Raw genomic sequence first — 17,179 nt, 5'->3', positions numbered from 1 at the left:
CCGACCGGCGGCCCGGCACACTCCGCGCCGGGCCGCTTCCCGTCGTCCGGGCCCCCGGAGCACAGCACTGGCCGGGGCCCTCCCCCGAACCCCTGACGCGTAGGAAGGGCCTGCCTATCCTGAGTGTGCGATCACCAGGAAGGCAGGCCCCCATGCCCACGAATGGTAGCCGTCCCGCCCTCGGCGGGGCCACGATCGGCGACCTGATCCGAGACCTCCGCGATTCCCTCGGCATGTCCCAATCCCGGCTCGCCACCCTTCTCGGCGAAGCCGCCCAGCACGAGACCGTCACCCGAACGGACATCTCCCGGTGGGAGAACGGCAAGCGCACCCCCGGCGGTTTCTGGCTTCGGCACCTCGCTACGGTGCTGCAAACGCCCGTCGAGATCCTGGAGGGCGCCCGCGTGGACCGCCGCCGCTTCCTCACCGCCGCCGCAGGAACCGCCATCGCTCCCCTCGTCGCCGCCGACCTGATCGAACGCGGATTCGCCGCCGCCCTGCACACCTCCCCCACCGTCGAGGACTGGGCCGAAGCCGTCGACACCTACGGGCGGGACTACATGACCCAAGGGGCTGCCGAGATCCAAAAGCGCCTGGCTGCCGACCTCGTTGTGCTCCAGCAACAACTCGACGCCCCGTGCATGTGGGCCACCGCCGCGAAACTGGCCACCCTGTACGCCAAGACCTTCCCCGGCTCCGACGGCGCCAAGGCCGTGCAGTGGTACCGCAACGCCGCAGTGTTCGCCGACCGCTCCGGCGACGAGGAGACGCGGGTGTGGGTGCGCGGGCGCGCCGCCATCGCCCTCGGCTACGAGGGCGCCGCGCTGGGCGTGGCCGACACCCTCGCGGCCCAGGCGATGGCCATCGACGGCCGGCCCTCACTCGGCATGGTGAACGCGGTCATGGGGCGGGCGCACGCCGCCGCGCTGCGGGGCGACTCGGCGACCGCGCTCGCCCTGGTCGCGGACGGCCGACGCGCTTTCGATGTGGCCGGGTCCGATGACGCGGAATCCGACTACGCGGTGCCGTGGTGGCGGTTCAACATCTTCGCCTCCCTGCTCGCCGCCCGGTTGGGGGATGAGCGTCTGGCCGAGGAAGTGCAGGCCGAGGCGGACCGTCATCTCCCGGAGTCGCTGCCGAGGTTCCGGACCCATCTGGAGATGCACCGGGGCCTGATGCTGGTCCGCCAGGGCGACCCGGCGGGCGTCGCCTACGCCCGCGCGGCCCTGGACTCCCTCCCCCCGGAGAAGCACTCTCTGACGCTTCGTATGCTGATGTCCGAAATCGAAGCAGCGTGACGGGGAGTGGCCACTAGTTTGGCCACTCCCCGCCTTTTCGGGCCCTCCGTAGCGTCGTCCTCACCTGACCAGGGAGGACCTGATGACGACGCGGACGGGTACCGCTGTCGAAGCGCTCACGGCCGACTTCCCAGCCTGGTACATCTTCCGGGACCTCCTCGACGGGCCCGGTCACTGGCGGGCCGTGTGGGATAACCGGGCGGTGTCCGCTCCGAGCCTCGCTGAGCTGCGTGAGCGCCTGGCAGCCGTCGAGGAGGCGGAGCGGTGATGTCCCCGCCGGCCTCCCGAATCCCGAACCACTATGAGTTCTGCGGGGTGGCGTTGCACCACCGCGCCCGCTGGTCGCTCCGCTACGAGCACGGCACCGCCACCCCGTACACGGCCCAGCACAAGGCCGAGCCGGACATCGTGTTGGCGGCGTCCCGGCTCGGCGTCCTCGACGCCGCGTTGAGCGACTTCGCCCCGCCGAAACGGGTACGGCCCTACCTCCCCTCCGAGGCAGCCGCTCGCGCCGAAGAACAGCGTCTTCTCGCCGACCTCGCCGAGCTGGAGGCGCCATGACCTCCGCCGAGAACCGCGTCGTGATCCGCGCACCGCACGCCGGCATGGTCCGCGTCGAGGATGCTCCCGAAGCCGGCGGCGTCGCCCTGGTGCTCGCCCCCGGGGTTGAGGTCCTGCTCCAGCCCGGGGACCTCGACGCCGCCGCCTACCTCACCCGGTTGGCGGCCGCGATCGCCACCGCGCGCGGCCGGCTCCACCGCCCCGCCTGAAAGCCGCCGCCCGCCCCGGCCTGGCTCCCCTCGCCGGGGCGGGCGGCCCCCTGCACACGGAAGCCCGCGATGACCTACCCGACCGCCCAACCCGACACCTGCGGCGCCCGCCTGCCCGGCCACCCCCACCCCTGCGCACGCCCCGCCGACCACGGCGGCGCACACGAATCCGCAGTCGGCGGCACCTGGAAGGACCGCAGCGAGGAGGAAGGCAGCGACGATGCCCGACAGCAGCGGTAACGACTACGAGACATGCACCTGCGGCACCCGGTACCAGCGGGGCCAGCAAAAGCCGTGCGGCTGCCCATAACCCGGGAGGAACCACCCCGGTACCGGTACCCGGCGACGAGAAGGGGAGCACCGCCGTGTCCACGCCGACGGGCCGCCTTGCCCTCGGTGATGATCTCCGAAGGTGGAGCACGGCCCCAGTACCGGGCCGGGGCGGGGACAGTACCGCCCCTGTGGGCGCCCTTCTACCAAGCGGACCCGCAAACGACCGAACAACCGGACCCCGGAAACTCTGAAACCCGTACAGGGTCCGAGCTGCTATGACGCAGCGGTCAGGAGCACCCCCGGGGGGGAGGGTAACCCCCTACCCCTCTCGCGTTGCGGGTCCGCCGATGGGGCGGGCCCGTCGGGTGAGCGTCGGCCCGGGGCCCCTGGACAGCGCAGCGAAGCGAAAAGTATGTTCGGCCGCTAAGCGGTGCGAAACGGTGCGCTCCGTGCTGCCAGGGAGGGGATCGGGTTTGGTCGGCGTGGAGTCGAAGAAGGAACTGTTCATCTTCGTCGCGGATGTTCTCCAGCCCGCTGTGATGCGCCTCGACGACGGCCGTGCGCTCCTCGCCCACGGCCCCACCGTCGCCCGTGAAGAGCTGGTCAAGCACGCCGAGAGGCTCCTTACCCACGAGGAGTTCGAGGTGTTCCGGGCCGGTGAGGCGGTTCCGGCGCCGCCGGAGATCACCGCCCTGTTCCCGCATCTGGCCCTGGCCGAGAACCCGGCCACCTGAACCCGGGAGCGCGGGGCCCGGCCGGCCGGGCCCCGCGTGCCGGTCACGCCACCATCGACAGGGAGCCGCCGGTCTGGCGGTGGGCGCGCTGGTTGCGTTCGGTGCGCGCGGCCAGTTCCCCGGGGTCGGCCGTGACGTTGATGCGCACCCCGGGCACCTCGCCCCGGGCGATGCGGATCAGCCCTTCCATCCGGCGGCCCTGCGCCTTGAGCAGATCGCCGGCCTTGAAGTGCGCGCGGCGCGGCTTGTGGCGGGGATCCTCCGCCGGGGTCCCGGAGGGGAGCACCTCGGCGTCGGGCACCTCCACCAGGAACAGCCAGTGCTGTTCCCGCCAGGTGGTGCGGATGGGTTCGGCGAGCCCGGCCAGGGTGAGCAGGCGCCGGGCGGCGGTGGTGGCCTCGGTCCAGGCGGGCCCGGCGTCGGCGGCTAGGACGCTGCCGGGGGCCAGGTCTTCGGGTAGGCGGACGGCCGCCTTCTCCAGGCGGCGGGCCGCCTCGGTCACCTGGGGCGCGGCCTGGGCGTAGAGGTCGGCCTGGTGGTCGACCATCAGGGCCCGGATCCGGGAGTGCAGCACACCGAGGACTTCGGCGCCCTGTAGTTCCTGGTCGGCGTGTGCGGCCCACAGCTGCGCGGCGGCGGTGTTGAGTGCCTCGTCCGTGTCATGTCCGTCGAGCATGGCGTTCACGGCCGTCTCGGCGACGCGGCGGGGCCGGTCCCGGGCGGCGGCGAAGCGCTCCCGGAGCTGGTGGCGGACGTCGAGGGCGCGCTGGAGCGGGGCGGGAAGGTCGGCGATGCCGGCTTCGGTGAGGGCGGCGCGCCACGTGGACAGCTGGGTGTCGGGCGTCGGCTGCATTACTGGTCCTCCTTGGTGTCGGTGGTGGGGCGGTGCCTCTGGTCGTCCTGGTGAAGGGTGAGGATGCTGGGCGGCCGGGGCGGCCCGAGGTGGTCGGCGAACAGGGTGCCGAGGTGGGCGTCGCGTTCGGCCCGGGTCATGCGGGCCAGGGCGGTGCGCTCCCGGGCGCGCTCCTCGACCTCGGCGACGAACTGGTGGATGAACCCGCCGTCGTGGGGCATGTCGTTGTCCTCCTTGGTGTGGCGGGGGTCGGCGTTTCCGGACCCCCGGGGCGGGGCGCCCCCTGGCGGTCAGGGGGCGCCCGGATCGGATCAGGCCGCGTCGCGCTTGGAGCGGCACTCGTAGCAGAGGGCGGATCCGGCCGCGCGGGTGTGGACGGCGCCGCACCCCTCACACCGGGGCTTCGCAGACGCCTTGGTGGTCTCTCCGGCCGGGTTTCCCACAGCACGACCCCCCTCGTTTCGCGTCCCAGAAATCCCGGAATTCGTCTCCGGCGGGGTCGGGGCGGCCGCTCTAATGGATGGAGCAGGGTTGTGGGATTTCTGGGACGTTTTTCCGTGGGTGCCGTCCGTGTAGGCAGCCGGGTGGACCACGTACTTCGGGGACGGCTTTCGCCCCCGCTTGCCCGGAACCTTCTCGGGGAGGATCTCCGCGACCCACCCGAGGTCTTCCAGCTCCTCCAGCGCGTCCTTGACGGTCTCGGCGTCGACCGCCCACGCGCGTCCCTTCAACCCTTGCCAGACCTGCCGGGCGGAGACCGGACGCGCGGCCTTGGTGTTCTGGCCCAGCCACGCGAGGATGTCGACCAGCGGCTTGCGGCCGCCCTCGGTGCGCGCGTCCATCAGCTCGAAGATCCGGCGGGCATGGGCGATGAAGTACGGAGCGAACCCCAGGGCGCGCGTCATGGCGTCCTCGGTGATCTCGGTGGCTCCGGGGTTCTCATAGACCGCCAGGCACGCCGCCAGGCGGATGAGCTGGCCACAGAGCTTGCCCGCCCACTCCCCGAGGTCGCACAGGTCCCCGCCGTTGGCCTTACGGCGCTCCACATCCTCGTAGAACGCCTCAAACCGATACTCGGCCCCCTGCGTGAGGTACAGGGTGGCGATGTTCTCCGACGCCCATACCTGGTCGATGAGACCACGGATCCGGGCGCTGTAGTCCTGCTTGACAGCAGGGGGGACCTGCGGTCGGCGGAACTTGCCCGGCGGCATCTCCGGTGCCAGCGCCATGAGGAACCGCCCTAGGAACCCCGCTTCCTTGAAGTTGGGATTCTTCCTGGACAGACCCTCGGCCATACCGGGTTGGATCAGGAGACCGAGGGTGGCGGCGGTGTGCGGCATGTGGGTAGCGCCCCGGGACACGCGCCCAAGGTCGTAGGACCCGCCGGTGTACCCCTCTAGCAAGGGCCCGATGTTGGCCCGGCCGTTGCTATAGATGCCGGCCGCGTGCTGGAACAAGGTCGCCTCGGAAGTAAGAACGGCGATCCGTCCGCCCTGCTCGCCCATGGCCTTGGCGAGATACTCCATGGTCGAGTCCCCGCCGGCGAGGACCTGGGGAAGATGGCGCTCATCTCCGAGGCCGCGCAGCTCATCCCGCGCAGTCTCAAGGTCGGCCCTCTCCCCCTTCCCCTGCTTGACAGCCTCCTTGGCCTTGTCGTAGCGGGCCTGGGCGATCTCCACTCGCTCGTTGTGAACGAAGATCTGGTCTTCGACCTTCGCCCGGAGGTCGGCGGCGGCTTCCTCGACCGGCTTCTTCGCCAGGTTCTGCACCGGCGTCTTGCGCGCGGAGGACGGCGCCAACCCCAGCGTGTACAGGCAGACCATCTCGGACCAGTCGTCCATCACCTCGACCCGGCGCCGCCCACCGATGGCAGCTGAGATCGCCGACAGCGCGGCGAACGCCGCGAGGTCTTCAGGGACGTGGAGAGAGACAGCGGCCGCACGGACCCATTCGGCCAGTGGACCGAGGTTGTCGGCAGGGAAGGCCGGCAGGGGCGGCGCGTCGACCGGGATCGGGGCGTCCTCGAAGAACCCCCATTCGTCCGACGTCCCGGAAATCCCAGAATTCGTCTCATCCCGCTCCCGCCCGGAGATCTGGGATTTCTGGGACGCTTTTTCGGAGGGAGCGCCCGCACCGAGCGGGACCAGATCGGTGAGTTCCCGCCCGGCGTTCAGGTGGTCGGACACGTCGGCCCCCTTGCGCTCAAGTGGGGAGCGCAGCACACGCACGCTCTCAGCGGCGCCGTCGAGGGCCTGGGCGACAGCGCGGGCGTGCTCGATACCGGGGGCGTCGTTGTCGGCGATGACGACGACACGGGCCCCCTTGAGCGCGGTGGTGTAGTCGTGCTTCCAGGGCTTCCCCGCGCCGTTGACGGCGGTGGTGGCGACCAGGCCCATGGCGTTCAGCCGGTCGGCGTCCTTCTCCCCCTCGACCACGTACACGGTGCCGCCGGTGGCGGCCTGGTCGAGGACAGCCGGCAGGTTGTACAGCACCCGGGCATCGGGAAGACCGAGGCGGCCCGTCGCCGCATCACGGGGGCGGAACGTCTTCTCCGCGCACACTCGGCACCGAAACCGCTGCTGGGTGTAGAGGACTTCCCCGGCCTGGTCGGTGTAGTCGTAGCTGGCGATCAGGTCGAAGGTGCTCGCCCCGGTACCGGGGAAGCCCTTGTGGTCGCAGCCGGGCCGGTCGGTGTCGTCGAACAGGTCGGCCATGGTGAGGCCCAGCGAATCGACGATGTCTTCCACGGGGCACCCCGTGTGGCAGGTGAGCAGGACCTTGCCGTCCCGGTAGCCAGCCGAGAGGGAGGGGTCCCGGTCATCGTGTGCAGGGCACTGCGCGGAGAGCTGATTGCCGCTACCCCGCACCGTGGACCCGTAGGTTTCGAGCGCTTCCCTGACGCGGTCGATCGCGGTCAACGCTTCCTCCGATCAGCGCGGCGGCACACCAGCGGATCGGCATGGCGGGGCCGGTGCGGGCAGTGGGACAGGGGCGGAAGGCGGCGCGCTGCGGCTCGTCTGAGCGCGGCGGGGTCCGCTACCATGGGCCCAGCTCCACCAGACATGAGAGCTTTTCCACGACCCTCGGCGTTGCCGCGCCGGGGGTCGTTCTCGTTGGTGGTCATGCGGCCTCGCCCCCCTGAGCCCGGGCCTCCTCGTAAGCCTCGACGTCGGCCAGGCGGTAGCGCACGAGCCTGCCGACCTTGACCCAACGCGGCCCGGCGCCCCGGCACCGCATGTTCGCGAGGCTCTGGACGTGGCACTGCCAGCGCTCGGCGAGCTGGGAAGCGGTCAGGGTGCTTCCCGGATCTCTCGGGGCCATCCCCACTCCTCTCGATCTTCGGGGGCTTTCCCGATTATCGTTGATCGTGCTTGACATCGTGGCTCTCCACGATGACACTGAACATAGTAGCGCTTCCCTCGGAACACAAGACCATCGTCGGTATCGTCGCCCCATGGCCAAGGAGAAGATCGAGTTGGGACCGACCGGGCGCACCGTCGCGGAGAACCTGCGGCGGCTGCGCATCACACGAGAACTGAGCCTCCGGGAGCTCGCCGAGCTCGCCGACCAGGCCGGGCGGAAGTTCGGCGTTAACGCGCTCAGTCAGGCCGAGAAGGGGCTACGCCGCCTCGACGTTGACGACCTGGTCGTCCTGGCCGTGGTGCTCAACGTCAACCCCAGCGCCCTCATGCTGCCCGTCGAGGTCGATCGGGAACGGCCCGTCGAGATCACCGGGCACGGCGAGGTCCCCGCGATCCGTGCGTGGAAGTGGGTCGACGGGCACATGCCGCTCCCCGGCCGCGCCTCGGAGCAGCAAGCACGCGCGTTCGACCAGGCGGTTCGCCCGTGGTGGTCTCGGGCGAACACCCTCACCGTCTCGGACATCAACGCCGGCCGGTTGCAGCGGCGCCCTCTCGAATACGACGACCAGGACCAAGAGGACGGTGGTAGATGAAGCGCGTATGGATCGACGACATGTCGAAGCGCCCCGGGTACGCCGAGCGGGCGGCCAAGGCGAAGAAGGCCAAACGCCGGCCGCCCGGCCGCTGGAAGGTCCGCTACATCGACCCGACCGGCACCGAACGCTCCGAGACCTTCCAGAAGGAGACGCAGGCCCAAGACCGGCGGACCGAACTCGAAGGCCAGCTGAACAAGGGCACCTACCGTGACCCTAAGGACGGCCGGAAGAAGCTACGCGAGATCGCCGAAGCCTGGTTCGCAGCTCAGCGGGACCTTGAGCGGTCCACGAAGAACGGGTACCGGGGGCACCTCGACCTGTACGTTCTCCCCCGGTGGGGCGATATCGCCGTAGCCGACATCAAGCGTGACGACGTGGAGAAGTGGGTGACCCGCCTGGTCGAGGAGCCCGGGGCGGCCGGCCGACCGCTGGGCCCCTCCCAGGTCCGGCGTATCCACAACGTCCTGTCGATGGTCCTCGACTCGGCGGTGGCCTCGAACAGGATCGGCGCGAACGTCGCCATCGGGGTGAAGCTGCCGCGCCTCCCCCTCTCGGAACACGTCTACCTCGACCACGCCCAGGTCGAACGGCTGGCCGAGGCCGCCGGAGAGTACCGGGCGTTCGTCCTCACCCTCGCGTACACCGGGATTCGGTACGGGGAGGCCGCCGCGATCCGGGCGCGCGCCGTCGATGTGGAGCGGCGCCGGATCCGTGTCGCCGAGGCGTTCGGCAGGGACGCCGGCGAAGTGTACGTGACCACGCCCAAGACCCATGAGCGGCGGTCGGTCCCGGTCCCGGAGTTCCTCGCGCCGGAGCTGGAAGCCTTGGTTCAGGGCCGGGCGCCGGGCGAGTGGGTGTTCGCCTCCCCGGGCGGCGGGATGCTGCGTTACGACAACTTCCGGCGGCGGGTGTTCGGGCCAGCCGTGGAGAAGGCCGGTCTCTCCGATCTCGGGATCACGGCGCACAAGCTCCGGCACACGGCTGCCTCTCTAGCGATCGCCTCGGGCGCGGACGTGAAGGTCGTACAGACCATGCTCGGCCACAAGACAGCGACCATGACGCTAGATCTGTACGGGCACCTGTTCCCCGACCGCCTCGACGAGGTGGCTGTGAAGATGAGCACCGCCCGTGCCGCTGCTCTCGCGCAGGCGAGCTGACCGGTGCCGCCCGATCCCGCCCGGTCTGAATCCGGTCCAAGGCCCCTGGAACGCAGGCGGGGACCCTCGGAAGGATCCCCGTCTACCGTGTCTGATCTGCGATTTTCTCGGTGGAGCCAAGGGGAGTCGAACCCCTGACCTCTGGTATGCAAAACCAGCGCTCTGCCAACTGAGCTATGGCCCCCGGCACGCCCCTGACGGGTATCGGCCGACTAGAGCATACCGCCCCGCGGGGGAGGTCGTGGGCGCCGCAAGGGGACGAACGCCGCCCACGGCACAACCGACAGCCACCGGCACCCTCGGTGCCGTGGCTGACCGGTCTGCGGCGGAACTAGTTCTCGCTGGCCGCGGTGGCTTCCGTCCACAGGTCGAGCTCGGCGCGGTCGGCCTGGATCTTCCGGTAGACGGCGAACGCCCCGAGGGCCACCAGCACCAGCACGATGATCTTCTTCACGGCGTGGACCCCTTACTTAGATCACGGGTAATGCGGTCGAATGATGACGCGCGGCTCGGAGGTACAGCACCGAGCGGAAGGCGTCAGTAGAGAACTTTATGGGGTTGTCTCCCTGCAGACTAGCAACCCCTCGGCCCGCCGCCCCACCCCGTCGGGTCTGCCGGGCCCCGAGCGGCCGGGCGTGCGCCCGCGACACCCCCCGGAGACGCGGCGGCCCGGCCGTGAGCACCGCGGACGCCGACAGGGGGGCGCGCCCGGAGAGCCCCGGAGGACGGGGCGGCGCCGCGCGGAGAAAGCGGCCGGTTCCGGCCGCCGCCCGGAGCGCCCGACCGCCGGGCGGGTCACGTGAGCAGCGAGAGGCGCTTGAGGTTGGTCAGCGTCGCCTGCGGGTCCAGCGCCGCGCGGACCAGGCCGTTCCAGACCCGCTGGCAGCCGCGGACCTCCTCCTCCGATTCCACGATCGTGCCGCCCTGCGGGGTGTCCACGAACGCCAGCGACGCCTCGTCCTCATCGAACTCCAGCACGGTGAACGGGCCGGAGGAACCGGCGTGCGGCCCGGCGGAGGTGGTCACCAGCCGCACCGTCACCCGGTCGTTGGAGAGCACCACCTCGATGATCCGGCGCAGCTGGGCGTGGAGCAGGTCGGGGTCGCCGGAGAGCCGGCGCAGCGCGTCCTCCTCGATCACCGCGCTGTAGCGCAGCAGGCTGTCCCGGTCCAGGACCTCCTGCCGCTTCAGGTAGGCCGCGACCATCCGCTCGGCGGTCCGATCGCCGTGCCCGCGGGCGCGGGCCAGCAGCGCGGTGTACTCCGGGGCCTGCAGCAGGTCGGGGACGAGGATCCCGGCGTAGGTGTCGATGGCCACCGCGCCCGCCTCGTTGCCGACGTAGGCGGAGGAGAGCACGTCCTCGTACTCGGTCCACCACGGCCGCAGCCGCGACTCCCGCACCAGGGTGAGCACGGCCTCCCGCTGGCCCCCGGTCACCCCGTACAGCTCCAGGAGCGCGGAGACCTCCATGACCGAGGGCCACTTGCGTATCCCGGTCTCGATGTGGCCCAGCTTCGCAGGGGACCATTCGAGCACGTCGGCGACGTCGCTCAGGGTCATTCCTGCCTGGACGCGCCTCCGGCGCAGCTCAGCGCTGAGCCGACGGCGTCGAACGGTGGGGCTGGTCATAGCACTGATCCGTACACGCGGCGTACCGGTTCCGTGGATCTAGCGAAGCACTACACCTAGCCTCTAGCAATGAATTCCTAGAAATCAGCCGGGAGTTCTTCGCCGATTCCCGCCCCGCGCAGCGTCAGTGCAGCAGCTTGAGCCCCACGATTCCGCTCACCAGCAACAGCAGGCACAGGATCTTCGCGGGGTTCACGCCCTCGCCCATCCAGACCATGCCCACCAGCGCGGTGCCGATCGCCCCGATGCCGACCCAGACCGCGTACCCGGTGCCCACCGGGATGCTCCGCAGCGCGTAGGCCAGGCCGGCCATGCTGAGCACGAGGGCGACCCCGAAGGTCAGGGTGGGCCAGAGCCGGGTGAAGCCCTCGGTCTTGGACAGGGCCGTGGCCCAGACGGTCTCGAGGACACCGGATACGACAAGAACGAACCACGCCATGGCGCGCCTCCCGGAGAGTGCTGATCGATCGCGCGCCGTCTTGTCTTGACCGGGTACAGCGCCCTCGTCCGGGGGAACAGGAGTTCGAAGCCCGTCCCGATCCGGGATCGTAGCAGCGGACTCCGCTCCGCGCCCCGGGGACCCCGCCCTGCTCGGCGCCGCCCCCGCGGCCTCCGCTCTCTGCAACGGCCCTCGGCCGGCCCCGCTTCCCGCCCCGCCGGAGATCATCGTCACCGGGGGCCGCAGCGGCCCCCGGAACGCGTACCATGCACCAGGACGGACGCCCGAGGGCGCCCGGTTCCCGCACTCAGAAGGACGACAATGAGCCACCCCATCGACGATGCCGAGCAGCTGATCGCGAACGCCGAGGAGGAATTCCCGCCGCCGCTGCGTTCGCGGCTGATCGCGAAGCTCCGCAAGGGGGAGCACATCGACGACGCCGCACACGACCTCGGCATGACCCCGCAGCAGGTCTTCTCCGCGGCCCGCATCCTCGCGTCCTTCGGCGACCAGCTCGACGCCACCCTCACCGCCGAGCGCGACCCCGGCCTCCCGCACGGCACGGTGACCGGCTTCAACAAGCGGTGCCGCTGCCCGCAGTGCCGAGCCGCGGTGAACCGCCGCTTCTGACCCGGAGGGCCCACCGCGAAGACCGCCCTGAGCTAGGGTTTCACGTTTCCTTCGGCCGGATCCGGCTATTCATGCTTATCGATCTTGAAGCCGGGGAAACCGCTCAACATGAACGAGCGTGTGGACTGGGCCACGATGAGCGACGAAGAGTTCCTGGCGCTGGTGCGCCAGTTGATCGACGCTCCCGGCACGCCCCCCAGCGACGACGAATAACCTCTCCGCGCCCTCGCACCGCCCGGCCCGAGCGGCAGGGCGGTCTCCCCGCGCGCTCCGGGCCTCCTCCCGGTAGGGCGCGGCCCTGAGGAAGACGCTCCGGCCCCGGTCGGGCCGGTCGCCTTCCCGTCGGTTCTGCCCTCGGGCAGCCCCCGCTCCGGGCCGGCCCACTTCCGTTCGCGCGCGCACTCCCCCACCTCGCCGGCCTTCTACGCAGCCGCACCGTGTCGCCGTCGACCCCCGACCGAAACCGCCTCTGTTCCGGACGGCCCGTATTCAGTGTTATCTGCAGCACGATTCATCGATGAGTCTCTTTGTCGATAAATCGATGTCGACACCTCCCCCTTCCCCTCCCCCTTCCCGAGGGGTCCGCCCTCTCCCCGCCGCGCTTCAGCCGCCGCTACCGGAGCCCCGGCCTGGCCGCGGGCCGCTGAGGGACCGGTCGATGCGGTCGCGCAGCGCCTTCAGCTCCACCTCCAGCTCGGCCGGCTCCAGCACGGAGAAGTCGAAACCGAAGAAGAGCAGGTAGACCGCGATCATGTCGAGCCCGTTCCCGCCGACGCGGAGCTCACAGGTGCGGTCGTCGACCCTGGTCAGGGTGCCGTCGAATGGGGAGAGGCGCTGTGCGGCCTCCTCCTCGGGCGCGTGCACCAGGACCCGGGCGGTCTGCTCGTAGACGCTGCTGGAGATCCCGCGGGCCACGTAGGCCGCGGCGTCCTCCGGCGGGGTCCGCGGCTCGAACCGGGGTCCGGTCGACAGCGGCCCCTCCATACGGTCCAACCGGAACACCCGCCAGTCCTCGCGGTCCACGTCCCAGGCGAGCAGGTACCAGCGGCCGGCGGCGTGCACCATCTTGTGCGGCTCGACGACCCTCCGGCTCTCCTCGCCGTGGTGGTTCCGGTAGCGGAAGCGCAGCCGCTCGCCGTCCCGGCAGCAGCCGGCGATGACGGTGAGGAACTCGCCGTCGACGGTCGGGGACTTCCGGCCGACCGTGTCGGTGAAACTGTTCAGTGCGCTGACCCTGCGCCGGAGCCGGGACGGGAGCAGCTGCTCCAACTTGGCCAGGGCCCGGACCGAGGTCTCCTCGATCCCGGACAGCGATCCCCCGGACGCGGCCGCGCGCAGCCCCACCGCGACGGCGACGGTCTCCTCGTCGTCCAGCAGCAGCGGGGGAAGGGTGGACCCGACCCCGAGCCTGTACCCGCCGGCCACCCCCGGAGTGGCGTCCACCGGGTAGCCGAGGTCTCGGAGCCGCTGGACGTCTCTCCGGACAGTCCGCGGCGTGACCTCGAGCCGCTCCGCCAGTTCCGTGCCGGTCCAGTCCCGCCTCGCCTGGAAGAGGGAGAGGAGCCGCAGCAGCCGCGCAGAAGTGAGAGACGACATGGACCTTCCGACCTCCAGCGGCACCGGTGAGGGGCGAAGACGGAGAGCCGGCCCCTGCTCCGGTCCAACCTACCGGGGGGAAGGGCCGGCCCAGAGGCGCGGAGGAGTAGGGAAGCGGTCAGGAGCGGAGCCCTTCGAGGTGCTCCCGCCGACTCGCCCTCTATCCGCAATTCTATTTTTCACATGTTCACAAGGAAGCGCACAAGGAAAGGCGGGACCCCCCGAAGAGAACCCCGCCCAACCCAGAAAAAGAAATGCGGCGGCGACCTACTCTCCCACCCCCACCATGGAGGCAGTACCATCGGCGCAGGGAGACTTAACGACCGGGTTCGAAAAGAGACCGGGTGTGACCCTCCCGCCATGACCACCGCAAACCCAACAGACCCGCGGACCCCCCACCCGCCGGCACCCCAACACGGGGCCCCGGCGGCGGGGGAAAACAGTGTGCGCGAACACCCAGCATCTGCGGCGGACAAGCCCTCGGCCTATTAGTACCGGTCAGCTCCACGCCTCACGACGCTTCCACACCCGGCCTATCAACCCGGTCGTCTACCGGGAGCCTTACCCCCTCGAAGGGGCAGGAGACCTCATCTCGAAGCAGGCTTCCCACTTAGATGCTTTCAGCGGTTATCCCTCCCGAACGTAGCCAACCAGCCATGCTCCTGGCGGAACAACTGGCACACCAGAGGTTCGTCCGTCCCGGTCCTCTCGTACTAGGGACAGCCCTTCACAAGTCTCCAACGCGCGCAGCGGATAGGGACCGAACTGTCTCACGACGTTCTAAACCCAGCTCGCGTGCCGCTTTAATGGGCGAACAGCCCAACCCTTGGGACCAACTCCAGCCCCAGGATGCGACGAGCCGACATCGAGGTGCCAAACCATCCCGTCGATACGGACTCTTGGGGAAGATCAGCCTGTTATCCCCGGGGTACCTTTTAGCCGTTGAGCGACACCGCTTCCACACGCCGGTGCCGGATCACTAGTCCCTGCTTTCGCACCTGCTCGACACGTCCGTCTCACAGTCAAGCTCCCTTGTGCACTTACACTCAACACCTGATTGCCAACCAGGCCGAGGGAACCTTTGGGCGCCTCCGTTACCCTTTGGGAGGCAACCGCCCCAGTTAAACTACCCACCAGACACTGTCCCCGAACCGGATCACGGCCCAAGGTTAGATGCCCGAAACAGCCAGAGTGGTATTTCACCAACGCCTCCACCGCCACTAGCGTGACGGCTTCACCGGCTCCCACCTATCCTACACAAACCATCCCAAACACCAATGTCAAGCTATAGTGAAGGTCCCGGGGTCTTTCCGTCCTGCTGCGCGAAACGAGCATCTTTACTCGTAGTGCAATTTCACCGGGCCCATGGTTGAGACAGCGGGGAAGTCGTTACGCCATTCGTGCAGGTCGGAACTTACCCGACAAGGAATTTCGCTACCTTAGGATGGTTATAGTTACCACCGCCGTTTACCGGCGCTTAGATTCCCAGCCTCGACCCCGAAAGATCTAACCGGTCCTCTTAACGTTCCGGCACCGGGCAGGCGTCAGTCCGTATACAGCGTCTTACGACTTCGCACGGACCTGTGTTTTTAATAAACAGTCGCTTCCCCCTGGTATCTGCGACCCCACCCAGCTCAGAAAGCAAAGTTCCATCACCGGACAGGGCTCCCCTTCTCCCAAAGTTACGGGGACAATTTGCCGAGTTCCTTAACCATGGTTCACCCGAACGCCTCGGTATACTCTACCTGACCACCTGCGTCGGTTTCGGGTACTGGCCGCCCGCGAACTCGCTAGAGGCTTTTCTCGACAGCACGGGATCACTCACTTCACTGAAAACAGCTCGGCATCACGCCTCACCCTTGTGAGGGGCACGGATTTACCTGCACCCCGGGCTACACGCTTACCCCCGGACAACCACCGCCGGGTAGAGCTACCCCACTGCGTCACCCCATCACTTACCTACTACCCCATCGGGTCCCACGCCTCCACCATCATCCCCCCGAAGGGAGAAAACGGCTTCGGTGGTGGTTAGCATCAAAGGACTCGGTATCGGACGCGCACGGACGGGTACGGGAATATCAACCCGTTGTCCATCGACTACGCCTGTCGGCCTCGCCTTAGGTCCAGACTCACCCTGGGCGGATTAACCTGCCCCAGGAACCCTTAGTCAATCGGCGGCAACGTTTCTCACGTTGCTCTCGCTACTCATGCCTGCATTCTCACTCGCACGCCCTCCACGACACGGTCACCCGGCCGCTTCACCGAACGCACGACGCTCCCCTACCAACCCGCACAAACGTGCAGGCTCCACGGCTTCGGCGGTGTGCTTAAGCCCCGCTACATTATCGGCGCAGAATCACTTGACCAGTGAGCTATTACGCACTCTTTAAAGGATGGCTGCTTCTAAGCCAACCTCCTGGTTGTCTCAGCAACTCCACAACCTTTCCCACTTAGCACACGCTTAGGGGCCTTAGCCGATGATCTGGGTTGTTTCCCTCTCGACCACGAAGATTATCCCCCGCAGTCTCACTGCCGCGCTCCACCTGACCGGCATTCGGAGTTTATCTGACGTCAGTAACCTTGTCGGGCCCATCAGCCAAACAGTAGCTCTACCTCCAGCAGGCAACACGCGACGCTGCACCTAAATGCATTTCGGGGAGAACCAGCTATCACGGAGTTTGATTGGCCTTTCACCCCTACCCACAGCTCATCCCCCAGGTTTTCAACCCTGGTGGGTTCGGGCCTCCACGACCTCTTACAGCCGCTTCACCCTGGCCATGGGTAGATCACCCCGCTTCGGGTCTGCAGCATGCGACTCAAACGCCCTATTCAGACTCGCTTTCGCTACGGCTACCCCACCCGGGTTAACCTCGCCACACACCACAACTCGCAGGCTCATTCTTCAAAAGGCACGCCATCACCCGACAAGGGGCTCTGACGGCTTGACAGCACACGGTTTCAGGAACTATTTCACGACCCCTCACCGGGGCACTTTTCACCTTTCCCTCACGGTACTAGTGCACTATCGGTCACCAGGACGTATTTTGGCTTAGCAGGTGGTCCTGCCAGATTCACACGGAATTTCACGGGCTCCGCGCTACTCGGGAGCATGCCAACGCCCAGGCTCTTCCTTCACCTACGGGACTCTCACCCACTACGGCTCCGCTTCCCAACGGATTCGGCTAAAAGAACCATCAGCGCACCCGGCCGGCAGACCGGGAACAGGCACATCCCACAACCCCGCGAACGCAACGACCGCCGTCTATCACACGCCCGCGGTTTAGCCACATCCCCTTTCGCTCACCACTACTCAGGGAATCACTGTTGTTTACTCTTCCTGCGGGTACTGAGATGTTTCACTTCCCCGCGTCACCACCGACCGCCCTATACATTCAGGCGGCGGCAACCCGACACGACTCGGGCTAGGTTTCCCCATTCGGACACCCGCGGATCACAGCTCGGTTGACAGCTCCCCGCGGCCTATCGCGGCCTCCCACGTCCTTCATCGGCGCCTGGTGCCAAGGCATCCACCGTATGCCACATTCACTTGGCCACCACAGATACAAGATGCTCGCGCACACTATCCACGAATCAAAACACCAGCCACGAACCCGCCTAAAACACCCGCAACCCAGCCGGCGCACCCACCCGAACAGGCAGGGACCGGACAACCAGGGAAGACAGGGTCTTCGACCGGGGTGGCACCCGGAAACAACCAGCGGTTGCTCCCTCAGACACCCAACAGCGCGCCCCCGGGCTCTTCCAGAGACCCAGGGGAAGTCCAAACTCCACATGCCATCCCGGTGGGCCAGAGGCAAGCTCAGGCACCGGGTCCACTTTCG

General features: G+C 68.4%; 15 protein-coding genes, 1 tRNA gene, 2 rRNA genes and 1 riboswitch. Of the genes, 8 read left to right on the top strand and 10 right to left on the bottom strand.

The window, feature by feature from the left end; translation table 11 throughout:
- The first annotated feature begins 152 nt into the window (after positions 1–152).
- The 5 genes from J0910_RS02125 to J0910_RS02105 all read left to right on the top strand — a co-directional run bounded on the left by J0910_RS02125 (position 153) and on the right by J0910_RS02105 (position 3,075).
- Positions 153–1,298, top strand: coding sequence for a helix-turn-helix domain-containing protein (locus J0910_RS02125; protein ID WP_420156813.1), 1,146 nt, complete (start codon positions 153–155; stop codon positions 1,296–1,298).
- A gap of 82 nt (positions 1,299–1,380) precedes the next feature.
- On the top strand, positions 1,381–1,566 hold the full coding sequence (locus J0910_RS02120; RefSeq protein WP_420156812.1) for a hypothetical protein: 186 nt from the start codon (positions 1,381–1,383) through the stop codon (positions 1,564–1,566).
- A 47-nt stretch (positions 1,567–1,613) separates the two neighbouring features.
- Complete coding sequence (locus J0910_RS02115) at positions 1,614–1,859, top strand: hypothetical protein (protein WP_420156811.1); 246 nt, start codon at positions 1,614–1,616, stop codon at positions 1,857–1,859.
- On the top strand, positions 1,856–2,068 hold the full coding sequence (locus tag J0910_RS02110; protein WP_420156810.1) for a hypothetical protein: 213 nt from the start codon (positions 1,856–1,858) through the stop codon (positions 2,066–2,068). The genes J0910_RS02115 and J0910_RS02110 overlap by 4 nt, the downstream gene beginning before the upstream one ends.
- Before the next feature lie 746 nt (positions 2,069–2,814).
- Complete coding sequence (locus J0910_RS02105; RefSeq protein ID WP_420156809.1) at positions 2,815–3,075, top strand: hypothetical protein; 261 nt, start codon at positions 2,815–2,817, stop codon at positions 3,073–3,075.
- Positions 3,076–3,118: 43 nt separating this feature from the next.
- On the opposite strand, the gene J0910_RS02100 is transcribed toward J0910_RS02105, so the two are convergent.
- The 3 genes from J0910_RS02100 to J0910_RS02090 all read right to left on the bottom strand — a co-directional run bounded on the left by J0910_RS02100 (position 3,119) and on the right by J0910_RS02090 (position 6,846).
- A complete protein-coding gene (locus tag J0910_RS02100) occupies positions 3,119–3,928 on the bottom strand; it encodes a hypothetical protein (protein WP_420156808.1) in 810 nt (269 codons plus the stop codon).
- Positions 3,928–4,149: a hypothetical protein gene (locus J0910_RS02095; RefSeq protein ID WP_420156807.1), complete on the bottom strand. Its 222-nt coding sequence runs from the start codon at positions 4,147–4,149 to the stop codon at positions 3,928–3,930. The genes J0910_RS02100 and J0910_RS02095 overlap by 1 nt, the downstream gene beginning before the upstream one ends.
- A gap of 90 nt (positions 4,150–4,239) precedes the next feature.
- Entirely contained in the window at positions 4,240–6,846 is a 2,607-nt protein-coding gene (locus tag J0910_RS02090) for a DUF3987 domain-containing protein (RefSeq protein WP_420156806.1), read from the bottom strand.
- 536 nt (positions 6,847–7,382) lie between these two features.
- On the opposite strand from J0910_RS02090, the gene J0910_RS02080 reads away from it, so the two are divergent.
- Both J0910_RS02080 and J0910_RS02075 read left to right on the top strand, forming a co-directional pair.
- Entirely contained in the window at positions 7,383–7,883 is a 501-nt protein-coding gene (locus J0910_RS02080) for a helix-turn-helix domain-containing protein (protein ID WP_420156804.1), read from the top strand.
- Positions 7,880–9,043: a tyrosine-type recombinase/integrase gene (locus J0910_RS02075; RefSeq protein WP_420156803.1), complete on the top strand. Its 1,164-nt coding sequence runs from the start codon at positions 7,880–7,882 to the stop codon at positions 9,041–9,043. The genes J0910_RS02080 and J0910_RS02075 overlap by 4 nt, the downstream gene beginning before the upstream one ends.
- 111 nt (positions 9,044–9,154) lie before the next feature.
- On the opposite strand, the gene J0910_RS02070 is transcribed toward J0910_RS02075, so the two are convergent.
- The 4 genes from J0910_RS02070 to J0910_RS02055 all read right to left on the bottom strand — a co-directional run bounded on the left by J0910_RS02070 (position 9,155) and on the right by J0910_RS02055 (position 11,111).
- Positions 9,155–9,227 (bottom strand) — tRNA-Ala (locus tag J0910_RS02070).
- A gap of 147 nt (positions 9,228–9,374) precedes the next feature.
- Positions 9,375–9,497: a DLW-39 family protein gene (locus J0910_RS02065; RefSeq protein WP_017595396.1), complete on the bottom strand. Its 123-nt coding sequence runs from the start codon at positions 9,495–9,497 to the stop codon at positions 9,375–9,377.
- 341 nt (positions 9,498–9,838) lie between these two features.
- Entirely contained in the window at positions 9,839–10,672 is an 834-nt protein-coding gene (locus tag J0910_RS02060) for a helix-turn-helix domain-containing protein (protein WP_420156802.1), read from the bottom strand.
- A gap of 124 nt (positions 10,673–10,796) precedes the next feature.
- The gene (locus tag J0910_RS02055; protein WP_420156801.1) at positions 10,797–11,111 is read right to left on the bottom strand and encodes a DMT family transporter; all 315 of its coding nucleotides are present in this window, start codon (positions 11,109–11,111) and stop codon (positions 10,797–10,799) included.
- Between the two features lie 29 nt (positions 11,112–11,140).
- A riboswitch (guanidine-III (ykkC-III) riboswitch) is annotated at positions 11,141–11,202 on the bottom strand.
- Between the two features lie 230 nt (positions 11,203–11,432).
- On the opposite strand from J0910_RS02055, the gene J0910_RS02050 reads away from it, so the two are divergent.
- The gene (locus tag J0910_RS02050; RefSeq protein ID WP_420156800.1) at positions 11,433–11,741 is read left to right on the top strand and encodes a hypothetical protein; all 309 of its coding nucleotides are present in this window, start codon (positions 11,433–11,435) and stop codon (positions 11,739–11,741) included.
- A 603-nt stretch (positions 11,742–12,344) separates the two neighbouring features.
- Here J0910_RS02050 and J0910_RS02045 read toward each other — a convergent pair.
- The 3 genes from J0910_RS02045 to J0910_RS02035 form a co-directional block, all read right to left on the bottom strand.
- Positions 12,345–13,337: a helix-turn-helix transcriptional regulator gene (locus J0910_RS02045; RefSeq protein WP_420156799.1), complete on the bottom strand. Its 993-nt coding sequence runs from the start codon at positions 13,335–13,337 to the stop codon at positions 12,345–12,347.
- 254 nt (positions 13,338–13,591) lie between these two features.
- Positions 13,592–13,709 (bottom strand): 5S ribosomal RNA (rrf, locus tag J0910_RS02040).
- A 95-nt stretch (positions 13,710–13,804) separates the two neighbouring features.
- A 23S ribosomal RNA gene (locus tag J0910_RS02035) occupies positions 13,805–16,891 on the bottom strand.
- Positions 16,892–17,179 lie beyond the last annotated feature (288 nt).

The organism is Nocardiopsis oceanisediminis, from assembly GCF_048595525.1.
GTDB lineage: Bacteria > Actinomycetota > Actinomycetes > Streptosporangiales > Streptosporangiaceae > Nocardiopsis_A > Nocardiopsis_A oceanisediminis.
Note: the sequence above shows the minus strand (reverse complement) of the source record. Positions and strands in the feature narration are given on the sequence as shown.

Coding starts and splice junctions, on each gene's coding strand:
- J0910_RS02080 (WP_420156804.1), top strand. CDS start 7,383: ATGGCCAAGGAGAAGATCGAGTTGGGACCGACCGGGCGCACCGTCGCG.
- J0910_RS02100 (WP_420156808.1), bottom strand. CDS start 3,928: ATGCAGCCGACGCCCGACACCCAGCTGTCCACGTGGCGCGCCGCCCTC.
- J0910_RS02055 (WP_420156801.1), bottom strand. CDS start 11,111: ATGGCGTGGTTCGTTCTTGTCGTATCCGGTGTCCTCGAGACCGTCTGG.
- J0910_RS02060 (WP_420156802.1), bottom strand. CDS start 10,672: ATGACCAGCCCCACCGTTCGACGCCGTCGGCTCAGCGCTGAGCTGCGC.
- J0910_RS02120 (WP_420156812.1), top strand. CDS start 1,381: ATGACGACGCGGACGGGTACCGCTGTCGAAGCGCTCACGGCCGACTTC.
- J0910_RS02050 (WP_420156800.1), top strand. CDS start 11,433: ATGAGCCACCCCATCGACGATGCCGAGCAGCTGATCGCGAACGCCGAG.
- J0910_RS02110 (WP_420156810.1), top strand. CDS start 1,856: ATGACCTCCGCCGAGAACCGCGTCGTGATCCGCGCACCGCACGCCGGC.
- J0910_RS02125 (WP_420156813.1), top strand. CDS start 153: ATGCCCACGAATGGTAGCCGTCCCGCCCTCGGCGGGGCCACGATCGGC.
- J0910_RS02075 (WP_420156803.1), top strand. CDS start 7,880: ATGAAGCGCGTATGGATCGACGACATGTCGAAGCGCCCCGGGTACGCC.
- J0910_RS02095 (WP_420156807.1), bottom strand. CDS start 4,149: ATGCCCCACGACGGCGGGTTCATCCACCAGTTCGTCGCCGAGGTCGAG.
- J0910_RS02045 (WP_420156799.1), bottom strand. CDS start 13,337: ATGTCGTCTCTCACTTCTGCGCGGCTGCTGCGGCTCCTCTCCCTCTTC.